The organism is Microcoleus sp. MON1_C1, from assembly GCF_036701945.1.
Lineage (GTDB): Bacteria > Cyanobacteriota > Cyanobacteriia > Cyanobacteriales > Microcoleaceae > Microcoleus.
In genome coordinates this window covers 1-18,363 of the sequence record NZ_JAUBRO010000082.1, presented here as the reverse complement: position 1 = coordinate 18,363, position 18,363 = coordinate 1, and the positions used below count along the sequence as shown (strand labels likewise).

The following is an 18,363-nucleotide window of genomic DNA, read 5'->3' as shown; positions in this document are numbered from 1 at the left end:
GAAGATCCTGAGTTTGAAACGTTCTACACTAAGAACATTCTGCTTAACGAAGGCATTCGTGCTTGGATGGCTCCTACCGACCAACCTCACGAAAACTACATCTTCCCTGAAGAAGTTCTGCCTCGCGGTAACGCTCTGTAATCAGCGCGAAATATCAAAATTCCCAACATTTTAAAAGGGTAAGATAAAGCAGTTTAGGCTTTACCCTTAATGCTCAAAAAGCTCCCGCCACCAGGCAGGAGCTTTTTGTTTCCAGGATTCGATCGAATTAACGCCCTAAAAAAAGTTGATTTTGTAAAAAAACCAACTCTGCCTGTAGCTAGAACAACTTGTGTCTTTATATCTGGTGAACTTTCCTATCTGGCAAGAAATCGATCGGCCTTTCCCCGCCGCCAGACTTGCAAGGTACCTGATAACCGCACAGCCCGGATTCTGAAGAAAATATAGGCAAATGGCCGAAACTGCGATCGCCCGCTTGCTGTAGAGATCGATCGAAGACCTTGCAGCAGCAGTAATTTGCCATCATTTTACAAAAATCTCAATTTGTATCCCCCCACTTCTAATTCCTTGTGTTATTCTAATAATTGTGAATACTAGAATGATACTCAGAACGCAAGTTCTTCTGGTAACGCTGGCAATGGCTAGCGCACAAATCATCACCTTAAATCTTGTATTTAGGTGATGTGCGTTCCAATATTAAGCCATTTAGCTAAACCTGGAGGTGATGCCCATGATAGAAAGTAGTAAACGCATGGGTCATCAGATTGGAAACTACCGGCTGTGCGCCGGGGCCGCTCACTAGCAGTCAGCCGTCGTCTCCAACGGGAAACGACTTCCACGGGGAACCAGGCTGAGCTAGGGATTCTCCCGGCAGTCAGGTTCTAATCTGAAGACCCGCTAGACCGCTCTCACCTCAAATAGTGTTAAATCTTAAGTATTAAAACTTGAGGCTAAACGCTATTGGTGAGAGCGGATAGTTTTTGGGCAGGGTTTCTACAGGTGGGCAGTTAATCTGCCATTGCTAATCCCAAAGAAAAAAAATTATGGCTGAGCTAATTAACCATACTGAAATTCAAGAGCGCGCCAGTCAATTGTCAGGTTGGACAATTGAAGGTAAACAACTGCGCTCTACCCGTTTATTTAAAGATTTTATCGAAGCGATCGCCTTTGTAAATAAGTTGGTCGCCCCCTCAGAAGCCGCAGGACATCACCCCGACATAGAAATCTCCTACAACAAAGTTACAGTTAACTTGACAACCCACGATGCCGGAGGCTTAACTGAGAAAGACTTTGCGCTAGCCCAAGAGATTTCTGCGCTCGATTAAAAGAGTGCCAGTTGACCCGACAAGAGTCCTGGATCTAGCCACAGTCCCCGATCGCGGAAAGCTCGCAAATAAAAAATCGACTTGGGGTTAAAATCGGGTGTGAATAAGTCGAGAGGCCCAACGTTCAATGTATAAAAGGCTATTCCCCATCATCCGACCATGATCGTATTTGAAAAGCCAGAGTTCAAGAACGAGTCTGCAGCAGAAAAAACCGATCTTATAGAAAAGCTTTTAGATATTGGCGCGGCTCTGTCGAGCGCCCAAGATTTGGGCGAGTTGTTAAACTTAATTTTATCCAAAAGTAGGGAAATTACCTACAGCGATGCTGGCAGCGTTTACTTAGTAGATCACAGCGACGAAACACCTAAGCTGCTGTTCAAGGTAGCCCAAAACGCTTCTAAACCGAGCCTGTCGTTTAAAGAGTTTGCTCTGCCCCTGACAGACAAAAGCTTGGCAGGATACGTGGCAATTACAGGTCAAAGTTTAAACCTCTCTGATGCCTACGACTTACCCTCGGGCGTACCCTACCGGCTAGATACCAGTTTTGACAGGGATATTAATTACCGCACCTGCTCGGTAATGGTACTGCCGATGCAAAACCGACAGGGGGAGACAATAGGTGTACTGCAACTGATCAACCGCAAAACAAAGGCAGAGACGGTGCTGACAGCAGACAATGCCTGGGAATCGACGCAGCAGTATTCGGAGTGGGAAGAAAGGATAGTTCGATCGCTCGCTTCTCAAGCAGCAATCTCGATCGAGCGCAATCAACTCCAAGACAGCATAGAAAATTTGTTCGAGGGCTTCGTCAAAGCCTCGGTGCAAGTCATAGAAGCCAGAGACCCCTGTACCTACGGCCATTCAGAACGAGTAGCAGCCCTGACAGTACGCCTTTCAGAAGAAGTAAACACCGTCAGCAGCGGACAACTGCGCTCTATTTACTTTAACAACCGCCAAATTCAAGAACTTCGCTACGCCGCCCTACTGCACGATTTTGGCAAAATAGGAGTGCCCGAAGCAGTTTTGACCAAACAGAAAAAGCTCTACCCCGCACAGCTAGAAATCATTCGCCACCGCTTTGGCTTAGCTCAACGGACGATGGAAATGGAATGCGTTCAGTCTAAATATAAATACTTGCTGGAGCATTCAGCCTACCGAAAACACTCGATCCAGGAGCCAGAGTGCGCTCAATGCCAGGAAATCGAACAGCTAGACACTAAGCTAGCAGAGGCGAAAACCAGATTAGCAGAATACTGGGAAGTGCTGCTAGAGGCAAACGAGCCTCACATTTTGGCAGCAGAACCCCTAGCTCAACTGCGAGAAATTTCTCGACAAACTTACAGAGATATAGATGGGGCAAAGAAACCCCTGCTGAACCCAGACGAGATCGTGCAATTGATGGTGTCGAGGGGCAACCTGACGCAGGAAGAACGATCGGCAATAGAATTTCACGTAACTCACACTTACGAGTTTCTGAAACAAATTCCTTGGACAAAGGATTTGAAAAATGTTCCAGACATTGCCTACGGACATCACGAAAAACTCGACGGCACAGGCTATCCGCGAGGCCTAAACAAGTCAGAAATTCCAATTCAAGCGCAATTGATGACGATCGCCGATATTTACGACGCCCTGACAGCAGGCGATAGACCCTACAAGCGAGCCCTGCGTACAGAGGCAGCGATGAAAATTTTGCGGCAAGAAGCAGCTCACAACAAAATTAACGCCGATTTGTTAGAACTGTTCGATAACCGCCAAGTCTTTAGCGTCCTCGGACACAGCTTGAGTGTTAAAGTCGAATCAGCCTAGACGAGTCGGGCGTGCTGTGCTAAAAAGTAAATAGGCGATCGGGCGCTATCAAGTGTCATCAGTAAAATCAATCGACAGCCCAAGTCTGGTCGGGTTTTGACGCCGTTGAGTACAGGTAAAAAAACAGGCTCTCTGCAGCCGTCAGTCACATCTATATACTCGGTCAGCCCGAAAGAATCAAAAGAAAAAGTGAATTTTAGGTCTCTTTTTAGAGTATGCTAGTTGAGCAACGACTGACCACATAGAAGACTAGAAAAGTTTCTCTGTAATCGGTGTGAGGATGAGAGTGAATATGTCGAAATTTTTGTGGAGTTACTTACTAATCAGCCCAGCAGTCTTAGGAGCTACCCTAGTAGTTTCTTCGAGCGCGATGGCAGCAGACGCTCAGCAGGCTGCTGATGCGCTCAATCCCGCTGTCGCAAAAGCTGAAACCGCTGAAACCTCCGAAGCGAAACTAAATGCTTTAGCGGCTGTTTCCGAAACAACTGCAGCCTCCGAGCCAGTAGAAGAAATTTCCCAAGCCGCAGGCAGCGAAACTCAGGCAGCGACTGCAGATTGGGCCACGGTTGCAACTGAAAATGCGATCGTCGGAGCCAACGCAGCCCCTGCTGAGGCAAATCCCCAAGCGGCATCACAACCTACAAGTGAATCTTTAGCCGCAGTTGAGCCAACAGTCGCTCAACCAGTAGAAAATTCTGCCCCGGCAGCCCAACTAGAAATTCCAGCCCCGGCAGCTACCGCTCTCCCAGAGCAAATCGGTGCAGTTCAATTAGAAACTCCAGCCCCGGCAGTGGCAGAGGCGACAGAACAAAGTTTGCCAAAACCGGCTGAATCTTTAGCCCAAACTGCCGCACCGCAAGAGCAAAACCCAGCCGCCACATTAGAACAGCTCAACCAGTACACCAGTGAAGGTACTGCCGGCGGCGAAACTGAAGGTCAAGTTACCTCAGTATCTCAACTTTCCGACGTGCGGCCCACAGACTGGGCCTTCCAAGCACTGCAATCCCTAGTCGAGCGCTACGGCTGTATTGCCGGTTATCCCGACGGCACCTTCCGCGGCAACCGGGCAATGACCCGCTACGAATTCGCAGCCGGTTTAAATGCTTGCTTAGACAAGGTGAGCGAGCTAATTAGAGGTGGCACTGGCAACTTCGCTACGAGAGATGACTTGGCAGCCCTCCAACGGCTCCAAGAAGAATTTGCAGCGGAACTGGCAACCCTGCGCGGTCGCGTCGATGCTTTGGAAGCTCGGACAGCCGAACTCGAAGCTAACCAATTCTCCACCACTACCAAGCTGACTGGGGAAGCGATTTTCGCTCTCAGCGATGACTTTAGTAGCGACGTTAGCGTTTTTGGCAGAGACGGCGAAAGAATCGGCAGCAACAATAACGAAGCTGTCTTCCAACATCGGGTGCGTCTCAATTTAAATACGAGCTTCACCGGCAGAGACTTGCTGCTGACCAGGCTTCAAGTCGGCAACGGTCAAAGATTTAACGTTGGGGCTACTAGCGAAGGCACTCAAACTTGGAATTTTGTCGGCAGAACCGACAACGTTGTTGCCCTCGACACCTTGCTATACAAGTTCCCGGTCGGTCAGCGGCTGAACGTTAGCCTGATAGCCAACGCTGGCGTTTGGGACGACATTATGCCGACTGTCAACCCTTACTTTGAAGACTTTGACGGTGGCAACGGGTCATTGAGTACCTTTGGACAGCGCAACCCCATCTACCGCTTGGGCGGTGGCGCAGGTATTGGCTTTGACTATGCCTTCGGTGGCAGGGGCTTGCTGGGCGGCGTGTTCGGGCCGACTTCTCTGTCCTTCGGTTATTTGGCGTCAACAGCAGCCAGTCCGGCTAGGGGTGCAGGCTTGTTGAACGGCGACTACGCGGCGATGGGTCAGTTGACTTTTACCCCCGGACGCAACTTGCAAGTGGCTTTCAACTATAACCACGGTTACTTTGGCAGAGGTAACTTTGGGTTTGACAATGGTTTAGCGAATGGGCCAGGCACTCTCGGCGGTTTCACGGGTACCGGCGTGGCTAATTCTCTCAACGGTTTGAGCGAAGGCTTTGGGGGCTTCCGGGCTCGCAAAGTTGTCAGCAACTCCTACGGCGCTCAGGCTTCGTTGCGACTGAGCCCGAGATTTATCCTTGGTGGCTGGGCCGGTTTAACCAATGCCCGCATTATCGGCATCGGCGATGCGAGAATCTGGAACTACGCTGTAACCTTGGCTTTGCCTGATTTAGGGAAAGAAGGCAACTTGCTAGGGTTCGTGGTAGGTCGTGAGCCTTACTTGGATAAACTTGAAGCTTCGAGGAGTTTGCGGAGCTTCCGCAACGATGATTCCTATCACGTCGAAGGGTTCTACAAGTTTCAGCTTTCGGACAACATTTCTGTTACTCCGGGCGTGATTTGGGTGAAAAATCCTAATCAAGATGAGGATAATGATGACATCCTCATTGGTACTCTGAGAACTACTTTCACGTTCTAAGAGCGGGTTAGAGGAGGCAGGGCGGGTCATACCCTCTCTGCTGGCAACTCTAAGATGCCAAGTTTAGCCCTGCCTGCTGCAGGGCTTTCTTGTTTGCCGGACGAAGGGGGCGCCAAGAATATATTAAAAATAAAAAATTATCAGTCATAGAGGCAGACAACCCGTTTCTTGAAATAAGACCGTGCTGGAAGCGGAGGGAGTTGAAATGAGAAACGGGGTTTGTTTGGTTCAGATTGCCGATCGTCCCAAGGATGAAGTGACGAAAGTCGATTAAGTTCAGTGGAAAACCGGGGTATAATAAAAGGTAAAGTGAGGAGTTAGAATTGGGAACTCAACATTGAGGAGAGTTTTAACATCTGACTTCGGAGTTGATAATTCTGGTATTGGAAGCAAGTATGGTAGAACTCTCCTGTAAAAGCGAATACGCAATCTTAGCTTTGCTGGAGCTTGCCGATTGCTACGAAGAAGGCGAGCCTCTGCAAATTCGCCAGATAGCAGCTCAGCAAAATATTCCCGATCGATATTTAGAGCAGTTGTTGGCTACTATGAGACGCTGCGGGCTGATTCGCAGCCAGCGAGGAGCCAAGGGAGGTTATATCTTGGCGAGGGAACCGTGGAAAATTACACTCCTAGAAATTATTAACTGTCTCGAAGGCTCAGAGTTCGATCGATCTGAAAAAGACTCGCCTGCTCAAACTGTAGAAAGTGCGGTGATTTGGGAAGTTTGGCAGGAAGCTCGATCGATTGCCAACTCAGTTTTGCAAAAATACACGCTACAGGATCTGTGCGAAAAGCGCAATGGCAGACGGCAGCTCGATATCATGTATTACATCTAGTTAAAATATTGCCAACTAGGAATTAACATTTACTTTCAACCACAAACTGACAAAGATTATGCGTATTGCTGGCGACATTACAGAATTGGTAGGGCGGACGCCTCTGGTGCAACTCAACCGCATTCCCCAAGCCGAAGGCTGCTTGGCTCGGATTGTGGTAAAACTCGAAGGCATGAATCCGGCATCATCGGTGAAAGACCGCATCGGTGTCAGTATGGTCAATCAAGCCGAGGCAGAAGGGCTGATTAGTCCAGGCAAAACGGTTTTAGTGGAACCGACTTCTGGCAATACCGGAATTGCTCTGGCAATGGTGGCGGCGGCTAAGGGCTACCAGTTGATTTTGACCATGCCTGATACGATGAGCACGGAACGCAGATCGATGCTGCGAGCTTACGGGGCCCAACTAGAACTGACTCCCGGAATAGAGGGCATGAGCGGCTGCATCCGCCGCGCTCAAGAGATTGTGGACACAACTCCCAATGCGTATATGTTGCAGCAGTTTCGGAATCCAGCGAACCCGCAGGTTCACCGTTCGACAACGGCTGAGGAAATTTGGGAAGATACAGACGGCGAGGTGGATTTCCTGATTTCGGGAGTCGGCACGGGCGGTACGATTACGGGTGTCGCAGAGGTGATTAAGTCGCGGAAACCCGAGTTTAAGGCGATCGCCGTTGAGCCGGCCAACAGTCAGGTACTGTCGGGCGGAAAGCCAGGGCCTCACAAAATTCAAGGTATCGGTGCTGGTTTTGTGCCACCGGTGCTGAATGTGGATTCGATCGACGAAATTATAGTTGTTACCGATGACGAGTCGATCGCCTACAGCCGGCGCTTGGCCAGAGAAGAAGGAATTTTGTCCGGTATTTCCAGCGGTGCAGCACTATGTGCGGCGGTGAAAGTCGGCCAGCGTCCGGAAAATGCAGGGAAATTGATTGTGATGATTCAGCCTAGCTTCGGCGAACGCTATCTCAGCACTCCCTTGTTCCAAGATCCAGAACTCAATCTGGCGATGGCCCTCAACTAGGCTAGCCTCCGGCCCAAGTAGCAGAAATAGAGAGCAGGGCGTACAGTGTACGCCCTGCTTGGCTTTTTAGTAGATTAAAGAATGGCGATATATTGTAGCTTCCTCGATCGCCAGCGAGGCCGAATTTCTGAAGGCGCTTTTTTTTGAACGAACTGCTTTCAGCGCGTTAGGGAAACGGCGGGTAAGCGCTGTTGTCGGGAAGGAAGACAAGAGAAGGAGGTAACAATTGGTGGGAGGAGCGCTAGAGGAGTCCCAAATGAGTCGTAAATTTTTTACCCTACCCCAACCCTCCCCTTGGTAAGGGGAGGGAGTAAGAAATTCACAAATGATTTAGGATTGCTATATAAGAGTCCGCAATATCGATCGGCTTGCCACTTCAAAAGCCTCAATCTTTTTCTAAAATAGATTTATGATAATTTGAAAACTGACGTTTTCAACTTACACTTTTTGGCATTTATATCAGATAAATACCTAATAAATTAGCAAATAATGATATTTTTGTCAAGCACTTTTTCGCCGATTATCCAGATTTCAAGGAAATAACAGCGTGTCTTCCGTTACCAATCACTACAAAACCTTAAAGATTAGCCCAACCGCAACACAAGCCGAGATTAAACAAGCATACCGCCGTTTAGTCAAAATATTTCATCCAGACAGCCACAGCTCCAAAGCCGATCACGAAGAGATTGTCCGCCTCAATGCAGCCTATGAAATATTAGGAGACGCCCAGCACAGACAATCTTACGATCGTCTAATGGACGAGCAAACCGAACAGCAATCACCAGTCGCACCAAACGTCAGCCGCCAGCAAACACAAACAGCACGGGACGCTGACGAACAAATGGAACAGTGGCTGATTAAAGTATACAAACCCGTCAATAAAATGCTCAACAGCATCTTGAAGCCGCTTAAAAAGGAAATAGACGAGTTGTCCGCAGATCCGTTTGATGACGAACTGATAGAAAAGTTTCAACTTTATATCGAAACCAGCCGCGAGTATCTCAAAAAAGCTCATAACTTTTTTACATCGATGCCCAATCCATCTAATGTAGCCGGAGTTGCGGCCTATCTCTACTACAGCATCAATCAAGTCGGAGACGGAATAGAAGAATTGCAGCTATTTACCCTCAATTATGACGATCGCCACTTGCACACCGGTCAAGAACTGTTTAGAATTGCCGCTAGACTGCGGCGGGAAGCGCAGGATGAATTAAAAATTAAAAGTTAAAAAAGCAGATTGTTCCCTCTTCCTTCTTCCTTCTTCCCTCTTCCCTCTTCCCTCTTCTTTCTTCCTTCTTCCCTCTTCCCTCTTCCCTCTTCCTTCTTCCTTCTTCCCTCTTCCCTCTTCCTTCTTCCTTCTTTCAAATTCCAAAAAGAACTTGAATTCGCTTGCGAATTTTAATAAAAGGAGTTTGTTCCAGAGAGTCGCCATCTAACAATCCCAAATCTCTCAAAGCTTGCTGGCGTTCCGACAATTTTTGAGCAATCTGATCGGCTAAATTGGGTTGTTCTCTTAAAAGTTTTTGCAAATCGTGACGTTCCACCACAAACAAAATTGCATCTTCGCTAGTTTTAACAGTCGCCGTTCTCGGAGTACCCAACAGCAAAGATATTTCCCCAAAAAACTCGCCCTCATGAAGCGTAGCAATATACTGACCGGCTTTTTGAGAAAGAACTTCTACAGTACCTGAAAGAATAATATAAAAAGAATCGCCAGGGTCATTTTCCTTACATACCACCTGTCCCGCTGGAAACAGTTGTCGGTAGCCGTATTCAATTAACTGCCGCAGTTCTAAATCCGTACACTGTTCAAAATAAGTTACTCGCCGCAACAAATCTCGCAGCGTCCAATTATTGGGGGATTTAGGCGCTGAATTTTTAGGTTCAGAAACGGTGGAATTAGATTTTAAGTCGGCTGAATGTTTGGCATTCTGCGGAAAAAGTTTTCCGTTGGAATTATCGTCTTTGTTATTGTGAAAAAGTTGAGTTAACTCTTGCGGGTTTCGCAGCCACAAATCCCGCTGGGGAAAGGGAATTTCGATATTTCGGTGGCGCAATTCGTAATCTATTAAAAAATTTACCGCGCTTTTAATAGCATCGCTTTCCTGCGGCTGGTCAATCCAAACTAAAAGTTCAAAATTTAAAGCGTTATCTCCAAAACCGTGAAACCATACTTTAGGAGAAGGATGGGACAAGACATTCGGTTCCATCCGCGCCGCAATTAACAGCGCTTCCGTAACTATTACTGGGTCAGATCCGTAAGCAACGCCCACGGGGATGTGGAGGCGACATCGGGGGTCTCTGTAACTCCAGTTAATAATGTTAGTTTCGACAAACTTAATATTTGGTATGATTACAAATAGACCGTCAATTGTTTTAATAATTGTAGAGCGAATCGAAATTGTTTCTACTGTTCCTAATAACTTGTCTATTTCAATAAAGTCTCCGACTCTAATTTGGTGCTCGAAGAGCAGGGTGAGACCGCTGATAAAGTTGCTGGCGAGATTTTGCAAGCCGAAGCCGAAACCAATGCCGACAACCCCAGCTAAGACGGTGAGAGAAGTGAGGTTGATGCCGGAACCTTGCAGGACGAATATACAGCCAATAGTGGCTAAAATATAGCTAATGATCGTAGAAATTGCTTCTCGACTGCCGCGATCCAATCCCATCCGAACTAGCAGGCTGCGCTTGATTCCTTCACTGATAATCTTAGCTATAATGAAGGCAAATATAGCTAAGATTATCAGTTTGACGATCGCACTGATGGACAGATGAGTGTCCCCGATATAGAATAGCGGGGTTGTCATCGCACCCCAGAAATGTTCAAAAAAGCGATCGGCTCGTACAGTAATCCAATTCATTAATATTTGGTAATGGGTAATTGGTGATTAGTTTTGAGCGCAATTGAACCGCAAACTGCTAACTATTGCAGAGCTTAGGCGAAAAACTCGAACGGTGGAGTGCCCTGTGTTGCAAAAAAGGTCGATTCCCTACCCTTCGGGAACGCTTCGCGAACGGGATAGATCCGCTTCACGCACTTTCTCAAAGGCTGGTAACTGATGGGTTAGTAACTGGTGGCGAAAAACGGTTTTGTAGCGGTATTTTCTGCCGGATATCTGTGTTGTGGCGTAAAAAGGGCCCTGCGGCGCGATCGAGCGACTTGTTGCCAATATTTGGAAAATTGATAGAAATTCATTTACAGCACCCTCAAATAATCGAAAAATTCCAGCAAAAATTAGTTTATCCTTAAGAAGTAAGTCCTTTACAGAACTTAACAAGCTTACACTACTTGACTTTTATGCAGTGCATCATCAATCGTCGGGCACAGTTTTCGGCGAGTCACCGGTACTGGCTGCCGGAGTTAAGCGAAGCCGAGAACTTTGAGCGGTTTGGCCCAACTGCCCGCGCACCGGGACACGGACACAATTACGTCCTTTACGTTTCCATGATAGGCGAACTCGACGAGTACGGCATGGTGCTCAACCTGTCTGATGTCAAGCACGTCATCAAGCGGGAAGTTATCAAGGATCTCGATTTTTCCTACCTTAACGAAGCGTGGCCGGAATTTGAGCAGACTCTGCCAACTACCGAAAACATAGCACGGCAAATTTGGCTGCGGCTAGCCCCTCATTTGCCTGTGAGTAAAATTCAATTGTTTGAACATCCCGAACTTTGGGCTGAATATTTAGGAAACGGAATGGAAGCTTATCTAACTTTGTCCACTCATTTTAGTGCGGCCCATCGGTTGGCTCGTCCCGATTTGAGCTTTGAAGAAAACTCGGAAATTTACGGCAAATGTGCTCGTCCCAACGGTCACGGTCACAATTATCATTTAGAGGTGACAGTTAAAGGAGAAATTGATGCGCGGACTGGCATGATTGCTGATTTGGGAGCTTTGCAAAAAGCCGTTGACGATTATGTTGTTGAACCTTTCGATCACACTTTTTTAAATAAGGATATTGCTTATTTTGAGAACGTTGTGCCGACTGCGGAGAATATTGCTGTTCGGATCGGGCAATTGTTGCTTGCGCCCGTTCGGGAATTGGGCGCAGAGTTGCACAAGATTAAGCTGATTGAAAGTCCGAATAATAGCTGTGAAATTTTCGGCGCTGATTTAGAAGAAGTGGCGGTTGAACATCAGCAGCCGGAAGCGGTTTTAGCTGGCGTTTAGAGTTAAAAATCGGGTCGGCTGGGGCGGGTTCACCGGGATAGGTGGCTAATTGTGCAGATTGGTGAAGCCACCCCTACCAGCCTAATGATAGATTCCGAGAGTTATCCAACCGCATGAGGCGCGAGAATATATTCTTTCATCAAAGTTACACAGCCAGAATTACTGGCAGTTTTCCTGAAAAGTCAGACTTCGCGCGTATTTTGGAGATAGTAAGTCAGCATTCCTCATGTCAGCTATTCTAACTGCTGAGACGATGAGGTCGATCGTCCGATCGCTGACAACCAAGCACCAATTTCTCCTAAATGAGTTGACGTTTATGCGCGTCTCAAATGTAGCTCTCCTGACTCTGGCTGCCCTTGCATCCCACAATTTAACTGCTAATACTAGCACCAATCCTGCTGCACCTCCTATTTCTCCTCAGACACCGCAAGCTAGCAACTTTGTTGATGCCGTAAATAATACTGAATCGCGTCCGGCTGAGTCAATTAGTGAGCCTGAGACGATCGCCCACGAACAATTTTCTCCAAATACTACCCTATCCCGTCGGGCTGAGTCAATTAGCGAGCCTGAGACGATCGCTCACGAACAATTTTTCCTAAATACTACCCTATCCCGTCGGGCTGAGTCAATTAGCGAGCCTGAGACGATCGCCCACGAACAATTTTCCCCGCGAATTGCTGTAAAATCGCCCACTGGTTTGCTGGTAGCGGCCGCTCAACCCGATTTATCTGCTAGTGCAAAAACCAAGGCGAATACTCCTGCTGCATCCGGCGATGAACTAACAAAATCTTTACAAGAAACTTGGCTGGCTAAATTAATCGAAACTGGGGTTGAGAGCAATCCTCAAGTTCGCGAGGTTGTCGCTTTTATCTCCCCGTCTAGTGGCAGTTCAGAATCTGGATACGGTTTTAATAGTACCATAACTTTGCTCAATATTTTACTAATTCTTGGTACTGTATTTCCACCAGTGACAATTGCCTTTTTTTGGATGATGCGACGGCTGATCATCAAACACTTGGTTGCGGATGCCAATAAACGATTGCAAGGCATTGGTGTATTGGAATCAGAACTCATAAATTCTAGCCAACTGACTCAAAAGTTGAGGAATGAATTAGAAGCGCAAATGACAGCAGCTAAACAATCTATTGATTTTTTAACTAGAGAAACTGAACTTTCCAAATCTTCCGTCGAGCAAATTGAGACTCTCAAATCTCAATTTATCATGCACCTGCAAGTTTTGCGGACAGAAGTTGACGAGAAAAAATCTCAAATTGTTCAAGAAATTTCCCAAGTTCCCGCAGTTGTTGCCAAAGAAGCTCTCAAAGTCGCACCTCAACCGCCTTTAAACACTTCCCAAAATTCGCAAACGGCACCTGCTAGCGACGAAAAGTTGATTGGTGACGATTATATCAAGCAAGCCGAAGGACTTTATTTTCAAGGAAATTATGATGAGGCATTAGGCTGCTTGGAAAAAGCTATTTTAGCGAATAAAAATTTGGATGAGGCTTGGTATTGGCGCGGAAATGTGTTAATAAGATTGCAGCGCCCGGAAGAAGCACTCGCCTCTTACGACCAAGCACTATCGATTAAACCAGATAACTACGAAGTGTGGTATAATAAAGCGTACTTGCTGGGAAAAATGCACAGGTACGAAGAGGCGATCGCCTGTTACGAGCGAGCAAGTTTGAGCGAATCTAGAAAATACGGTTGTTGGCACAGTATAGCGGCTTTGTTGGGTCAATTGCAGCATTACGAAGAAGCGATCGCCAGTTACGATCGCGCCCTCGCTATCAAAGCAACCGACAGCGAAATTTGGCACAACCGAGGTGCGATGCTGGCCAGAGTACAGCAGTACGCAGCAGCAGTTGATTCTTACGATCGCGCTCTTGAACTCAATCCCAAGAGATATGAAACTTGGTACAATCGAGGCAATATGTTGTGGAGACTGCTCCGCTACAGTGATGCTATTGATTCTTACGATCGGGCGATCGGCATCCGGCCCGATAAATACGAAGTTTGGTACAATAAAGCCGCTGTGTTTGGAAAAATGCAGCGATATCAAGAATCGATCGAATCCTACGACAAAGCAATAGCCCTTAAACCGCAGGATTTTGAAGTGTGGCACAACCGAGGCGCAGCTTTCGACAAACTGTCGCAGCACGAAGCAGCAATTGCCTCTTACGAATCAGCAATTACCCTTAATTCCGAGTGTTACGAAGCTTGGTTTGGTAAAGGCGAATCTTTGGCAAAATTGCAGCGCCATGAAGAATCGATCGCAGCTTATGAGAAAGCGATTGCTATTAAGCCAGACTCCTACGATGCTTGGCGTCATCTGGGGATAGTCTTGTCTGAATTAAAGCGCTATGAGGAAGCAATGGCAGCTTACGATCGAGCTATTGCCATCAAACCCGAAAATGCCGAAGCTTGGCGTGATCGAGGCGCAATTGTATCAGAATTAAAGCACGATACAGACAAAATTGAATCCGGGGAAAAAGAGACTTAAACTCAGTCAAAATCCGGTTCTTCAAAATTCCTAAGTGTCAGGGAATCGGGAGGCAAGCTCTAGTTTTAAGTTGGCAATGGATGAGAATATTTTGCCTGTATATCGAGCTAAACTTTTGCAACAGCACTCAAATTCAACTGTATTAATAGTTGGCGATGAACCATCCCTACAGTTATTGAGAGTATTTAAACCGACTTGATAGCGGACATTTAAATGCTTTTTGTCTACGGTTTGTCATCTAAGTTTTTCCTCTTTTTTCCGCTCCGTTTGGGGCGGTTTTTTTTATGGTAAATTTAGGTAAGCTGCAAACGAGGAGAATAGTTATATGTCTGTTCAGCTTCAAAAACGGTTATTTACAGTAAAAGAATATCATTTGATGACTGAGGCTGGTATTCTCTCCGAGGGCGATCGGGTAGAACTCATAGAAGGAGAGATTGTTAAAATGGCTGCAATTGGTACTCGTCACGCAAGTTCTGTTAAGCGTCTTACCAGGCGCTTCAGCCTCATTCCAGAAGATCGGGCCACTCTGGGCGTCCAAGACCCTATCCAGTTGACTGAGCGCACTGAACCTCAACCGGATGTTGTATTGCTGCAACCTCGCGCTGACTACTACGCCACAGCCCATCCAGTACCGTCTGAAGTTTTGCTGTTAGTTGAAGTTTCAGATAGTACGGTTGATTATGACAGAGATGTGAAAGTATCCATTTACGCTCGATCGCTAATTCAGGAAGTTTGGCTAGTAGATTTAGTTGAAAATTGTTTGGAAGTCTACCGTCAGCCCGGCCCGAACGGTTATAGTTTAATGCTCAAGTTTTGGCGGGGTCAACAAGCCGCGCCGCTGGCTTTTCCCGAATTGGAAGTGAGCGTTGATTTTATATTGGGTTAATAGATTTTTTTTTTCTTATTAAACTTTACTAATTTAGGGAGTGATTTGAATTCGCCAAATTTCGCTTCTACGTTTTACTATAATAAGTTTAATTCCTCAAATCAGCGCAAGTGTTATGACTATTGCCAAATCATTTGAATTGGACGTCACCCATCTCCCAGACCACACTGAACTGCCAGAGTCCGATGGTACTTTTGTGAAAAACTTTCAAGAACTTCCTCAAAGCATTATTCTCACTGATTCACTCCGACCCATTTTGCAACGAATTCATCCTGACGGACGCTATCGCATCGGTCAAGATTGTGGGATTTATTGGCGTTTAACTGACCCTCTCGAACGCGGTGCCGAAGCGCCCGATTGGTTTTATGTGCCGAATGTTCCCCCACTATTAAATGGTGAAGTGCGACGTTCTTATGTATTGTGGAAAGAATACGTTGCACCGCTGATTGTTTTGGAATTTGTGTCGGGCAACGGTGCATAAGAGCGAGATAGAACGCCGCCGCCCGAACCCGGTCAAGCCGAAGAACAAAAGGTGGGAAAATTTTGGGTTTACGAACAGGCGATTCGCGTGCCTTACTACGGCATTTATGAAGTGAAAAAAGCTGCTGTAGAAATGTATCACTTAGAAGACAATTGCTATCAGCGCATGAGTGTAAATGAGCGCGGTCGCTATCCGATTCCTCAGCTTGGAGTTGAGTTGGGAATTTGGCAAGGTGAATATGATGAGATGAATTTACCTTGGTTGCGTTGGTGGGATAGTGAAGGAAATTTGCTGTTAATTGGAGAGGAACGTGCGGCAGAAGAACACCTGCGGGCAGAACGAGAAAGCCTTCGCGCACAACAAGAAAGCCTTCGCGCGGAGGAAGAAAAACAACGCGCCGATCGCCTAGCAGCAAAATTGCGCGAAATGGGGATTAATCCTGATGAGGTGTGATAGTTTTTAGGTTGTTAAATAGGGTGCGATTCCCTACCCTTTGGGAACCCCTGCGGGAAGATAGCTTCGCTTTACGCACTTTTTAAACAGCAGAAATATCAGAAGCCCCAAAAGGGCGCTCGCTCCCCTCATCTATATCCCAATATTAAGATTTCCTTAGTTGCTGGCTTCGCGCACAGAAATCGGTGATACAATCAACAGCTTAGCTAGGGGTGCCCGAATATCCGGGCTGAGAAAACACCCTTAGAACCTGAGTCTGGGTAATACCAGCGGAGGGAAGCTGTTTATCAAGGAAATTAAATATGCGTACCGAATGGATCGCTAAGCGTCAGGGGCACACCAATGTATCTCAGATGCACTACGCCCGCCAAGGTGTAATTACTGAGGAAATGCACTTTGTTGCTAAGCGAGAAAATCTCCCGCCAGAACTTATCCGCGCCGAAGTAGCGCGGGGACGGATGATTATTCCCGCTAATATCAATCACACGAATTTAGAACCGATGGCGATCGGCATTGCCTCTAAATGCAAAGTCAATGCTAATATCGGTGCATCTCCCAACTCTTCCAATATGGAAGAAGAAGTTGACAAGCTTAAATTAGCAGTGAAATACGGCGCTGATACCGTGATGGACTTGTCCACCGGCGGCGGCAATTTGGATGAAATTCGCACTACGATTATCAAAGCTTCACCGGTGCCGATCGGTACTGTACCAATTTACCAAGCACTAGAAAGCGTTCACGGTAATATGGAAAGTCTGACGCCCAATGACTTTCTTCACATCATTGACAAACACGCTCAACAAGGTGTTGATTACCAAACAATTCACGCCGGAATTTTGATCGAGCATTTGCCGTTGGTAAAAAATCGGCTAACTGGAATTGTCTCTCGCGGTGGCGGAATTTTGGCGCGGTGGATGCTGCATCACCACAAACAAAATCCTCTCTACACTCACTTTAACGACATCATTGAAATCTTCAAAAAATACGATGTTTCGTTTAGTTTGGGAGATTCTCTGCGCCCCGGTTGCACTCACGATGCGTCGGATGAAGCTCAATTAGCTGAACTCAAAACTTTGGGACAATTAACTCGCAAAGCTTGGGAACATGACGTGCAGGTAATGGTGGAAGGCCCCGGTCACGTGCCGATGGATCAAATTGAGTTTAATGTCAAGAAACAAATGGAGGAATGTTCCGAAGCACCCTTCTATGTTTTGGGGCCGTTGGTGACTGATATTGCGCCTGGATACGACCACATTACCTCAGCAATTGGGGCGGCGATGGCTGGTTGGTACGGTACTGCAATGCTGTGTTACGTGACACCGAAGGAACACTTAGGATTGCCGGATGCTGAGGATGTCCGAAACGGGCTGATTGCTTACAAAATCGCGGCTCACGCTGCAGATATTGCGCGCCGGCGTCCGGGTGCGCGCGATCGCGATGACGAACTCTCGAAAGCGCGTTACAATTTCGATTGGAACCGTCAATTTGAGCTGTCATTAGATCCAGAACGGGCAAAAGAATATCACGACGAAACTTTGCCGGCGGATATCTACAAAACTGCTGAATTCTGTTCAATGTGCGGGCCTAAGTTCTGTCCGATGCAGACTAAAGTTGATGCCGATGCTTTGACGGAATTAGAGAAGTTTTTGGCTAAGGAACCTGTAGCCCAAAGCTAATTGGATTAATTCGTAGGGTGCTGATGGCGCACCTTACTTAATTGTCTACCTGTTGCGTTTCTTGTCGGGCGGGCATCCTGCTCGCCCAAAACTATGGTGCTGATGGCGCACATTACTTCAGGTTATATTAAAAGGAGTTTCCGAAAAGGAGAATTGCGATGTTCCCTTGCAGGTACTTTTTTGTTACCAAAGAATCGAGAATTTTATCCAGATTGGGATGAGCAAAAAAAGTAGCTATTTGCTCTTTAGTTAATAGCTTATCATCTGGGTCAGGCCCAAATTCTTTATTTCGCCTTTTCAATATAAAACTCTTCATCAACTCAATTTCTTCTAAACTGCACTCGCCTCGCAAACCCAGTTCCCAAGAAGGAAGAGAATTGCCACCACGATAGCCAATTAGTCGCCTACCCGGTACTGGTAAACTAACTGAGCATCGGGATTGATTTCGCTGCTTAAGAGGCATTCCGTTTCCAAATTCAAGGAACAAGCGGCGGATTCAAACGCTAATCTCATGGCGCCTATTCCTGAGAATAAGTCAATAAAATGGATTTTTTTCAGGGCCATTAAGCCGGCGGTAAAAGCTTATATTTTCTACTACTTTTCAATCGAGGCATAGCCTCTAGATATTTATTACCGGGAGCGTGTCACTTTTGCAATAAGTATAAATGCTTAAAAAAGCAGAATAGTAGCTTTGAGCTATTGTTGAGCAAA

Annotated in this window: 15 protein-coding genes, 2 pseudogenes and 1 riboswitch; of the genes and pseudogenes, 13 read left to right on the top strand and 4 right to left on the bottom strand. The window is 46.7% G+C overall.

The window, feature by feature from the left end:
• Positions 1–141, top strand: a pseudogene (locus tag QUA62_RS27595) (photosystem II D2 protein (photosystem q(a) protein)); the annotation flags it as partial.
• 196 nt (positions 142–337) lie between these two features.
• Here the strand turns inward: QUA62_RS27595 and QUA62_RS27590 are convergent.
• Positions 338–526 (bottom strand): hypothetical protein, encoded by a 189-nt coding sequence (locus tag QUA62_RS27590; protein ID WP_333408021.1) that lies wholly within the window; start codon positions 524–526, stop codon positions 338–340.
• A 517-nt stretch (positions 527–1,043) separates the two neighbouring features.
• Between QUA62_RS27590 and QUA62_RS27585 the strand changes: the two genes are divergently transcribed.
• The 6 genes from QUA62_RS27585 to QUA62_RS27560 all read left to right on the top strand — a co-directional run bounded on the left by QUA62_RS27585 (position 1,044) and on the right by QUA62_RS27560 (position 8,710).
• Positions 1,044–1,325, top strand: a complete 282-nt coding sequence (locus tag QUA62_RS27585; protein ID WP_190736199.1) for a 4a-hydroxytetrahydrobiopterin dehydratase — start codon at positions 1,044–1,046, stop codon at positions 1,323–1,325.
• Positions 1,326–1,484: 159 nt separating this feature from the next.
• Positions 1,485–3,134, top strand: a complete 1,650-nt coding sequence (locus QUA62_RS27580; protein ID WP_333408020.1) for an HD domain-containing phosphohydrolase — start codon at positions 1,485–1,487, stop codon at positions 3,132–3,134.
• A 292-nt stretch (positions 3,135–3,426) separates the two neighbouring features.
• The gene (locus tag QUA62_RS27575) at positions 3,427–5,625 is read left to right on the top strand and encodes an iron uptake porin (RefSeq protein ID WP_333408019.1); all 2,199 of its coding nucleotides are present in this window, start codon (positions 3,427–3,429) and stop codon (positions 5,623–5,625) included.
• A gap of 395 nt (positions 5,626–6,020) precedes the next feature.
• Positions 6,021–6,461: an Rrf2 family transcriptional regulator gene (locus QUA62_RS27570; protein ID WP_242716025.1), complete on the top strand. Its 441-nt coding sequence runs from the start codon at positions 6,021–6,023 to the stop codon at positions 6,459–6,461.
• A 58-nt stretch (positions 6,462–6,519) separates the two neighbouring features.
• Positions 6,520–7,482: a cysteine synthase A gene (gene cysK / locus QUA62_RS27565; protein WP_333408018.1), complete on the top strand. Its 963-nt coding sequence runs from the start codon at positions 6,520–6,522 to the stop codon at positions 7,480–7,482.
• 547 nt (positions 7,483–8,029) lie between these two features.
• Positions 8,030–8,710 (top strand): DnaJ domain-containing protein, encoded by a 681-nt coding sequence (locus QUA62_RS27560; RefSeq protein WP_190661556.1) that lies wholly within the window; start codon positions 8,030–8,032, stop codon positions 8,708–8,710.
• On the opposite strand, the gene QUA62_RS27555 is transcribed toward QUA62_RS27560, so the two are convergent.
• Together QUA62_RS27555 and QUA62_RS27550 are read right to left on the bottom strand one after the other, a co-directional pair.
• Positions 8,693–8,854 (bottom strand): hypothetical protein, encoded by a 162-nt coding sequence (locus QUA62_RS27555; RefSeq protein WP_333408017.1) that lies wholly within the window; start codon positions 8,852–8,854, stop codon positions 8,693–8,695. The two genes, QUA62_RS27560 and QUA62_RS27555, sit on opposite strands and share 18 nt — an antisense overlap.
• Positions 8,844–10,343 (bottom strand): cyclic nucleotide-binding domain-containing protein, encoded by a 1,500-nt coding sequence (locus QUA62_RS27550; protein WP_333408016.1) that lies wholly within the window; start codon positions 10,341–10,343, stop codon positions 8,844–8,846. Before QUA62_RS27550 ends, QUA62_RS27555 begins: the two co-directional genes overlap by 11 nt.
• A gap of 65 nt (positions 10,344–10,408) precedes the next feature.
• On the opposite strand from QUA62_RS27550, the gene QUA62_RS27545 reads away from it, so the two are divergent.
• The 6 genes and pseudogenes from QUA62_RS27545 to thiC all read left to right on the top strand — a co-directional run bounded on the left by QUA62_RS27545 (position 10,409) and on the right by thiC (position 17,652).
• Positions 10,409–10,732, top strand: coding sequence for a hypothetical protein (locus QUA62_RS27545; RefSeq protein WP_333408015.1), 324 nt, complete (start codon positions 10,409–10,411; stop codon positions 10,730–10,732).
• A 48-nt stretch (positions 10,733–10,780) separates the two neighbouring features.
• Positions 10,781–11,653, top strand: a complete 873-nt coding sequence (locus tag QUA62_RS27540; protein WP_333073396.1) for a 6-carboxytetrahydropterin synthase — start codon at positions 10,781–10,783, stop codon at positions 11,651–11,653.
• A gap of 226 nt (positions 11,654–11,879) precedes the next feature.
• Positions 11,880–14,156 carry a tetratricopeptide repeat protein gene (locus QUA62_RS27535; RefSeq protein WP_333408014.1) on the top strand — a complete coding sequence of 759 codons (2,277 nt, stop codon included), beginning with the start codon at positions 11,880–11,882 and terminating at the stop codon, positions 14,154–14,156.
• Positions 14,157–14,481: 325 nt separating this feature from the next.
• Positions 14,482–15,042, top strand: a complete 561-nt coding sequence (locus QUA62_RS27530) for a Uma2 family endonuclease (protein WP_333408013.1) — start codon at positions 14,482–14,484, stop codon at positions 15,040–15,042.
• A gap of 115 nt (positions 15,043–15,157) precedes the next feature.
• A pseudogene (locus QUA62_RS27525) lies at positions 15,158–15,976 on the top strand (Uma2 family endonuclease).
• Positions 15,977–16,174: 198 nt separating this feature from the next.
• Positions 16,175–16,271, top strand: a riboswitch (TPP riboswitch).
• A 7-nt stretch (positions 16,272–16,278) separates the two neighbouring features.
• The gene (thiC, locus tag QUA62_RS27520; protein WP_333408012.1) at positions 16,279–17,652 is read left to right on the top strand and encodes a phosphomethylpyrimidine synthase ThiC; all 1,374 of its coding nucleotides are present in this window, start codon (positions 16,279–16,281) and stop codon (positions 17,650–17,652) included.
• Between the two features lie 396 nt (positions 17,653–18,048).
• Here thiC and QUA62_RS27515 read toward each other — a convergent pair whose 3' ends face one another.
• The gene (locus QUA62_RS27515) at positions 18,049–18,165 is read right to left on the bottom strand and encodes a hypothetical protein (RefSeq protein WP_333408011.1); all 117 of its coding nucleotides are present in this window, start codon (positions 18,163–18,165) and stop codon (positions 18,049–18,051) included.
• Positions 18,166–18,363: the final 198 nt, after the last annotated feature.

Bases quoted from the DNA above. Each gene is read 5' to 3' on its own strand.
- QUA62_RS27590 (WP_333408021.1), bottom strand. From the start codon at position 526: ATGATGGCAAATTACTGCTGCTGCAAGGTCTTCGATCGATCTCTACAG.
- QUA62_RS27585 (WP_190736199.1), top strand. From the start codon at position 1,044: ATGGCTGAGCTAATTAACCATACTGAAATTCAAGAGCGCGCCAGTCAA.
- QUA62_RS27580 (WP_333408020.1), top strand. From the start codon at position 1,485: ATGATCGTATTTGAAAAGCCAGAGTTCAAGAACGAGTCTGCAGCAGAA.
- QUA62_RS27575 (WP_333408019.1), top strand. From the start codon at position 3,427: ATGTCGAAATTTTTGTGGAGTTACTTACTAATCAGCCCAGCAGTCTTA.
- QUA62_RS27570 (WP_242716025.1), top strand. From the start codon at position 6,021: ATGGTAGAACTCTCCTGTAAAAGCGAATACGCAATCTTAGCTTTGCTG.
- cysK (WP_333408018.1), top strand. From the start codon at position 6,520: ATGCGTATTGCTGGCGACATTACAGAATTGGTAGGGCGGACGCCTCTG.
- QUA62_RS27550 (WP_333408016.1), bottom strand. From the start codon at position 10,343: ATGAATTGGATTACTGTACGAGCCGATCGCTTTTTTGAACATTTCTGG.
- QUA62_RS27540 (WP_333073396.1), top strand. From the start codon at position 10,781: ATGCAGTGCATCATCAATCGTCGGGCACAGTTTTCGGCGAGTCACCGG.
- QUA62_RS27535 (WP_333408014.1), top strand. From the start codon at position 11,880: ATGTCAGCTATTCTAACTGCTGAGACGATGAGGTCGATCGTCCGATCG.
- QUA62_RS27530 (WP_333408013.1), top strand. From the start codon at position 14,482: ATGTCTGTTCAGCTTCAAAAACGGTTATTTACAGTAAAAGAATATCAT.
- thiC (WP_333408012.1), top strand. From the start codon at position 16,279: ATGCGTACCGAATGGATCGCTAAGCGTCAGGGGCACACCAATGTATCT.
- QUA62_RS27515 (WP_333408011.1), bottom strand. From the start codon at position 18,165: ATGAGATTAGCGTTTGAATCCGCCGCTTGTTCCTTGAATTTGGAAACG.